Origin of the sequence: Occallatibacter sp., assembly GCF_049802275.1 — a bacterium.
In the GTDB taxonomy this organism is placed as follows: domain Bacteria; phylum Acidobacteriota; class Terriglobia; order Terriglobales; family Acidobacteriaceae; genus Telmatobacter.
On record NZ_JBARMD010000640.1, the window covers coordinates 1 to 5,462 of the forward strand.

5 protein-coding genes and 1 pseudogene are annotated in these 5,462 nt (G+C 58.8%); 2 read left to right on the top strand and 4 right to left on the bottom strand.

What is annotated here, in order from left to right; genetic code table 11:
* A pseudogene (locus tag WA354_RS21565) lies at nucleotides 1-404 on the top strand (coagulation factor 5/8 type domain-containing protein); the annotation flags it as partial.
* Between the two features lie 9 nt (nucleotides 405-413).
* On the opposite strand, the gene WA354_RS21570 reads toward WA354_RS21565, so the two are convergent.
* Complete coding sequence (locus WA354_RS21570) at nucleotides 414-1,187, bottom strand: hypothetical protein (RefSeq protein ID WP_472815083.1); 774 nt, start codon at nucleotides 1,185-1,187, stop codon at nucleotides 414-416.
* On the opposite strand from WA354_RS21570, the gene WA354_RS21575 reads away from it, so the two are divergent.
* On the top strand, nucleotides 1,186-3,042 hold the full coding sequence (locus WA354_RS21575; RefSeq protein WP_472815084.1) for a 30S ribosomal protein S1: 1,857 nt from the start codon (nucleotides 1,186-1,188) through the stop codon (nucleotides 3,040-3,042). The genes WA354_RS21570 and WA354_RS21575 overlap by 2 nt on opposite strands.
* Nucleotides 3,043-3,273: 231 nt before the next feature.
* Here the strand turns inward: WA354_RS21575 and WA354_RS21580 are convergent, their stop codons facing one another.
* From WA354_RS21580 to WA354_RS21590, 3 genes are all read right to left on the bottom strand, one after another.
* Nucleotides 3,274-3,534 carry a UBP-type zinc finger domain-containing protein gene (locus tag WA354_RS21580; RefSeq protein WP_472815085.1) on the bottom strand — a complete coding sequence of 87 codons (261 nt, stop codon included), beginning with the start codon at nucleotides 3,532-3,534 and terminating at the stop codon, nucleotides 3,274-3,276.
* 24 nt (nucleotides 3,535-3,558) lie between these two features.
* Nucleotides 3,559-5,136, bottom strand: a complete 1,578-nt coding sequence (locus WA354_RS21585) for a glycerol-3-phosphate dehydrogenase/oxidase (protein WP_472815087.1) — start codon at nucleotides 5,134-5,136, stop codon at nucleotides 3,559-3,561.
* Nucleotides 5,136-5,462 (bottom strand): FGGY-family carbohydrate kinase (locus tag WA354_RS21590; protein WP_472815086.1); only part of this gene is annotated, 327 nt, incomplete at its 5' end. The genes WA354_RS21590 and WA354_RS21585, both read right to left, overlap by 1 nt.

A 5,462-nucleotide genomic window follows, 5' to 3' on the forward strand; every position in this document is an offset into this window, starting at 1 on the left:
ACGGCCTCTTCGTCGAGCACCATCAGCAGTTCCAGGTGCTGTGGAACGGCAATCACGGCCGCACCTACTTCTACCAATCCGAAATTCCCTACGACCCGCCCGACCAGGCAAGCTGGACCTCGGCTCCCGGCATCAACGGATGGGCCTCGTACAAAGTTGCCGACAACGTCACCAGCCACGAAGCCTGGGGACTCGGCATCTACAGCGTTTTCCGCCATCCCAACGTCACGCTGACGCGCGCCATTGAAGTCCCCGTCACGTCCGGCGTCCGCTTCCATCACATGATCACCATCGCCCTCGACAACCTCGGCGAAATCTCCAACGTCATCGACGACAAAGGCGGCCCCACGCACGTCGCCCCCAATCGCGTCGCGCCGAAAGTCGCGGAATTCCCGCAGAACTAAGGAGATCAATCAGTGATTGGCAGGAGGGGTTGGAAAAGGAAGTGGATGTGCGGAGGTGCAGACGGACAGATCGCCATCAACTCGTCGGAGGCCATACGGCTCGAGAGCAAGAATTATGAATGGCGGTTCAAAGCCTCGATCGACCCTCTGTTGCTCGGCATTTTGTCGCCGCGCGTCCTTTGCGGTCTCCTGAAGAATAGAGAGAATATCCGTCGAACCATTCACTCGCGTCAGCAAGACAGGCGGGTCAACGCCTGCCCAGTAAATTGCTTGGCCCACTGCAAGTTTGACTTGATTAATGCTAGTCGTCGGCTGCCAAGCATTTCTGGCGTGGAATTCGAGCCACATTGTAGTAAGTGCTGGCTCAGCTCCGTCCGTTGAGATCAAGGCCAGATTGAATGACGCAACGCCGTTGCTCAGGCTGCGTGGAGAATTCGAGGCAATGTCCTTTACTACGATGGTTTTAACGATGTCCATTAGAGTCTTGTCGGATCGAACTTGTCGAAATACCCGCCATAGATCTTTATGAAGGTCGAATATGAGGTCTGATTTGCCCGTCGCGTCGTTGACGATCTGCATATCCACCGGTTGTCCAGCGACAAGGAGGAGTTTTTTACCCACGTAATGAATCTTGCAGTGTTGCGCTCCATCACTTCGCGTGGAATTGGTTCCAATCAGAAACCCATCGGTAGTTCGAGCTATCACGATTGGGGTGGCGTCGGCGCAGGCTCCGGAAGCAGCGCAAATGAAAATCGCAATACCGATGCGCTGGATGAGGTTCATGGTCCAAACCATAACACTGCCAAGTCTCGCGTGGGACAATGGAACAGTAGACATCATGAGCATCGATACCGTTCCAGACCCCCAGTCCTCTTCCGATACTCCCGAAAGCGTTAGCGACCAGACCACGCCGACAGCAACAGAACCTGCGCCCATTGCAGCCGCCCCAGCTGTCGAGCCTTCGCCAGAATCCCGGCCCGAAGAGCCCGCAGAGCCGCAGGAAGACTTTGCCGCGATCCTCTCCCAGTTCGAGAAGAGCCACACCCACAAACCCGCATCCGGTGTTAAGCAGATCGAGGGCACCGTTGTTTCGCTCTCCGCCGAACAGGTTTTCGTGGACATTGGCTACAAGACAGAAGGTGTTCTTCCGCTCTCAGCTTTTCCCAACGATGCTGAGGGTGTAAAGGCGGGCGACAAGGTTCTCGTCTCGGTAAAGGGCCGCAACGAAGAACACTACTACGAACTCACGCGTTTCAAGGTTTCCCAGCCGCGCGACTGGTCCGCGCTTGAAGCGGCCTTCGCTGAAAAGCTTGCGGTGGTCGGCACCGTCACCGCCGTTATCAAGGGCGGCCTCACCGTGGACATCGGTGTGCGCGCCTTCATGCCTGCCAGCCGCAGCGGTACGCGCGATGCCGCCGAACTCGAAAAAATGGTCGGCACCGAAATCACCTGCCGCATCACCAAGCTCGACGTAACTGAGGAAAACGTCGTCGTCGATCGCCGCGTCGTCCTCGAGGAGCAAGCTCGCGCCCAGCAGGAAGGACGCCTCACCGCCATGCAGCCTGGCGACTTACTCGACGGCACAGTGCGCAGCCTCACGCCCTACGGCGCCTTCGTCGATCTCGGTGGCGTCGACGGCCTGCTCCACGTCAGCGACATTTCGTGGAGCCGCGTCAGCAAGCCCGAAGACGTGCTCTCCGTGGGCCAGCAGATCCAGGTCCGCCTTCTCAAGATCGATCCCGATACGAAGAAGATTTCGCTGGGCCTCAAACAGCTTCAGCCCGAACCCTGGGAGGCCGCGCAAGGCAAGTATCAGGTTGGCCAGCGCATCACAGGACCCGTCACCCGCCTCGCAGATTTCGGCGCATTCGTTGAGATCGAACCCGGTGTAGAAGGCCTCATCCACGTTTCAGAGATGTCCTGGGGCAAAAAGATCCACCACCCCAGTGACGTGCTCAAGCAAGGCGACACAGTTGATGCGGTCATCCTCGGAATTAAACCGGAGGAGCGTCGCATCTCTCTCGGCCTCAAACAAACCCTCTCCGACCCGTGGTCCGATGTCACCAGCAAATTTCCCGTTGGTTCTCAGATTGAAGGCCCCGTCACTAAGATCATGCCATTCGGCGCGTTTATCCAGATCGCCGACGGCGTTGAAGGCCTCGTCCACGTCAGCGAGATCAGCGCCGACAAGCGAATCAATCATCCGCAGGACGTGCTGCGCGCCGGCCAGGTTGTGAAAGCGCAGGTGCTCGGCATCGCGCCGGAAAAGCGCCAGATCAAGCTCAGCATGAAGCAGTTGATTCCCACCAGCATCGACGAGTACATAGCCGAGCACAAAGCCGGCGATACCGTTTCCGGCCGCGTAATCGACGAATCAGCTACCCCCGTCATCATCGAACTCGGCGAAGGCATCCGCGCCACCTGCCGCGTCCCTAAGACAGCCGCCCCTGCCGCTGAAACAAAGCCCGCAGCCAAGGCCGACCTGTCCTCGCTCACAAATATGCTGCAATCGCGCTGGAAGGGAAGCGCACCAGCCCCATCCGCTGCGCCAGAGCCTCTTCGTACAGGTCAGATTCGCAGCTTCAAGATCACCAATCTCGACGCCGATAAGAAATCCATCGAAGTGCATTTGGCTTGAACCCCGCAGTTCCAGAATCTTGTCAGGCCCTCGCCTTCAGCATTCCTCTGCGTCAGAAATTCCCCACGTCAGAAATCCCTCATGTGGTTAGCCGTGTCATTCTGACCGAACGGGGCCCCGAACGTACCAAGGGCTCCGCAGAGCCTTAGCTCTGTGGGGTAGGTTCGGGGATGGTGAGCGAAGAATCTGCTTTTCTGCCTCTTCATTCCTACTGAGGACTCAACACCGTCTCTACAGATAGGTCTCGTCGATATAGCACCAGCGCCAATCTTCGCCGCGCTCGGCCGATCGGATCAGCGGATGTTGCACCGCATGAAAATGCGCTCGCGCATGCCGGTTCTTCGAGGAATCACAGCAGCCCACGTGTCCACACTCCAGGCACATGCGCAGATGCACCCAGGTGTCGCCCGTCTTAAGGCAATCCTCGCAACCCTTGCTGCTCGGCTTGACGTTCTTGACACGATCTTTCTCGTGCGTGCATTTCGTCCCCATTCGTTGCCTCCGGGGATTCCGCTCTCACACCATATACTGCTTCGCCAGTTCGCAAAACTCCTTCGTCTGCGCCGCAATCCATGCATCATCGCGATTGAGTTCTCGCGCCAGCAGTCGCGCCACCGGCCGCGCCATCTGCATGGCCGCCCGTGCATTCAGAAATAGCGCCCGCGTCCTTCGTGCCAGCACATCTTCTACGCTGCGCGCCATCTCCATGCGCGCTGCCCAAACGACCTCTGCACCAATGTACGGCAGCTCCGGATGCAACTGTTTTGCAAGTTCCGGCTCTCGCGCCAGCACCCGAATCTCCTCAGCATCGGCACCGTACACTTCAAGCGAAACCTCGCCATCCTCACCGTTGCCAGTTGCCGCCATATAGCCATGGATCAGCAGGGTTTTCGTCGTGCATTCCGCATCACGCAGCCGGCCCAGCGTAATCGCATGATCCACGCAGTCCTCAGCCATATGCCGATACGTCGTCCACTTCCCGCCCGTAATCGTCAGCAGTCCCGACGTATCTACATGAATCACGTGATCGCGCGAAAGCGAGGAAGTCTTACCTTCGCCCTCGCTCTTCACAAGTGGCCGGAGCCCAACATATACGGCCAGCACGTCTGCGCGAGTCGGCGGTCTGCTCAGGTAGCGTCCTGCAGTTTCGAGGATAAATTCAATCTCCTCGTCCATCGCCTTCGGTTCCAGACTCGGCGCATCGACAGGCGTATCTGTCGTTCCCGCCACCGCATGGCCATGCCATGGAATCACAAACAGCACGCGCCCATCGCTCGTGCGCGGCACCATCAGGGCTGTATCGCCTTTCAAAAAACTTCGGTCAAACACCAGGTGAATTCCCTGGCTGGTCACCATCAGCGGCTCTGCCCCAGCATCCGCCATGCGCCGAATCTCATCTGTAAAGACGCCAGTTGCATTCACCACGATTCGCGCGGCAATCTTCATCTGCTCGCCGGTTTCCTGATCGCATGCGATCAGCCCATTCACGTAACCATCCTCATCGCGCAACATTCCGGTTGCAGGACAGTAATTCAGCAGCGTCGCACCGTGATCTGCCGCAGTCATCGCCAGGTGGATCAGCAGCCGGGCATCGTCAAATTGCCCGTCATAGTAGACAACCCCGCCGCGCAACTCCTCCGGCTCCAGTGCCGGCAGCCGTTCCAGCGTCTCCTCTTTTGTCAGCAGCTTCGACGCGCCAAACCCGTACTTGCCCGCAAGCAGGTCATACAGCTTCAATCCAATGCCGTAAAAAGGCGCTTCCCACCACGAGTAATTCGGCACCACGAATGCGAGATCATGTACCAGGTGAGGCGCATTCTGCCGCAACAGCCCACGCTCCTTCAATGCCGACATCACCAGCGGAATGTTCCCCTGCTCGAGATAACGCACGCCGCCATGTACCAGTTTTGTGCTTCGGCTGCTCGTTCCCTTGCCGAAGTCATGCGCCTCGACCAGCACCACCTTGAACCCGCGTGCCGCAGCATCGACGGCAACGCCCATGCCAGTCGCACCACCGCCGATGATGGCAATATCCCACGACTCACCCGCCGCAGCGCGCTCGCGAACTTTGAGAAGCATCTCCTCCCGGCGCATCATTCACCCCAATTCTTCGAGCGTTCTACTGCTCGTTGCCACCGCCCTCGCCGCTCAGCTCGCTCATTCGCATCCATCCGCGGCTCAAAGCGCACATCACCCAGTCGTTTTGCGCGCAATTCATCGGGGCTGGCCCAAAACCCTGTTGCCAAACCCGCCAGATATGCGGCTCCCAGGGCGGTCGTCTCCGTCACCCGCGGCCGCACCACCGGTACCCCCAGCAAGTCCGCCTGGAACTGCATCATCAAATCGTTCACCGCCGCGCCTCCGTCCACACGCAGCGCTCCCAGCGGCGTACCGGTCTCGCTGTGCACAGCCTCCAGCAC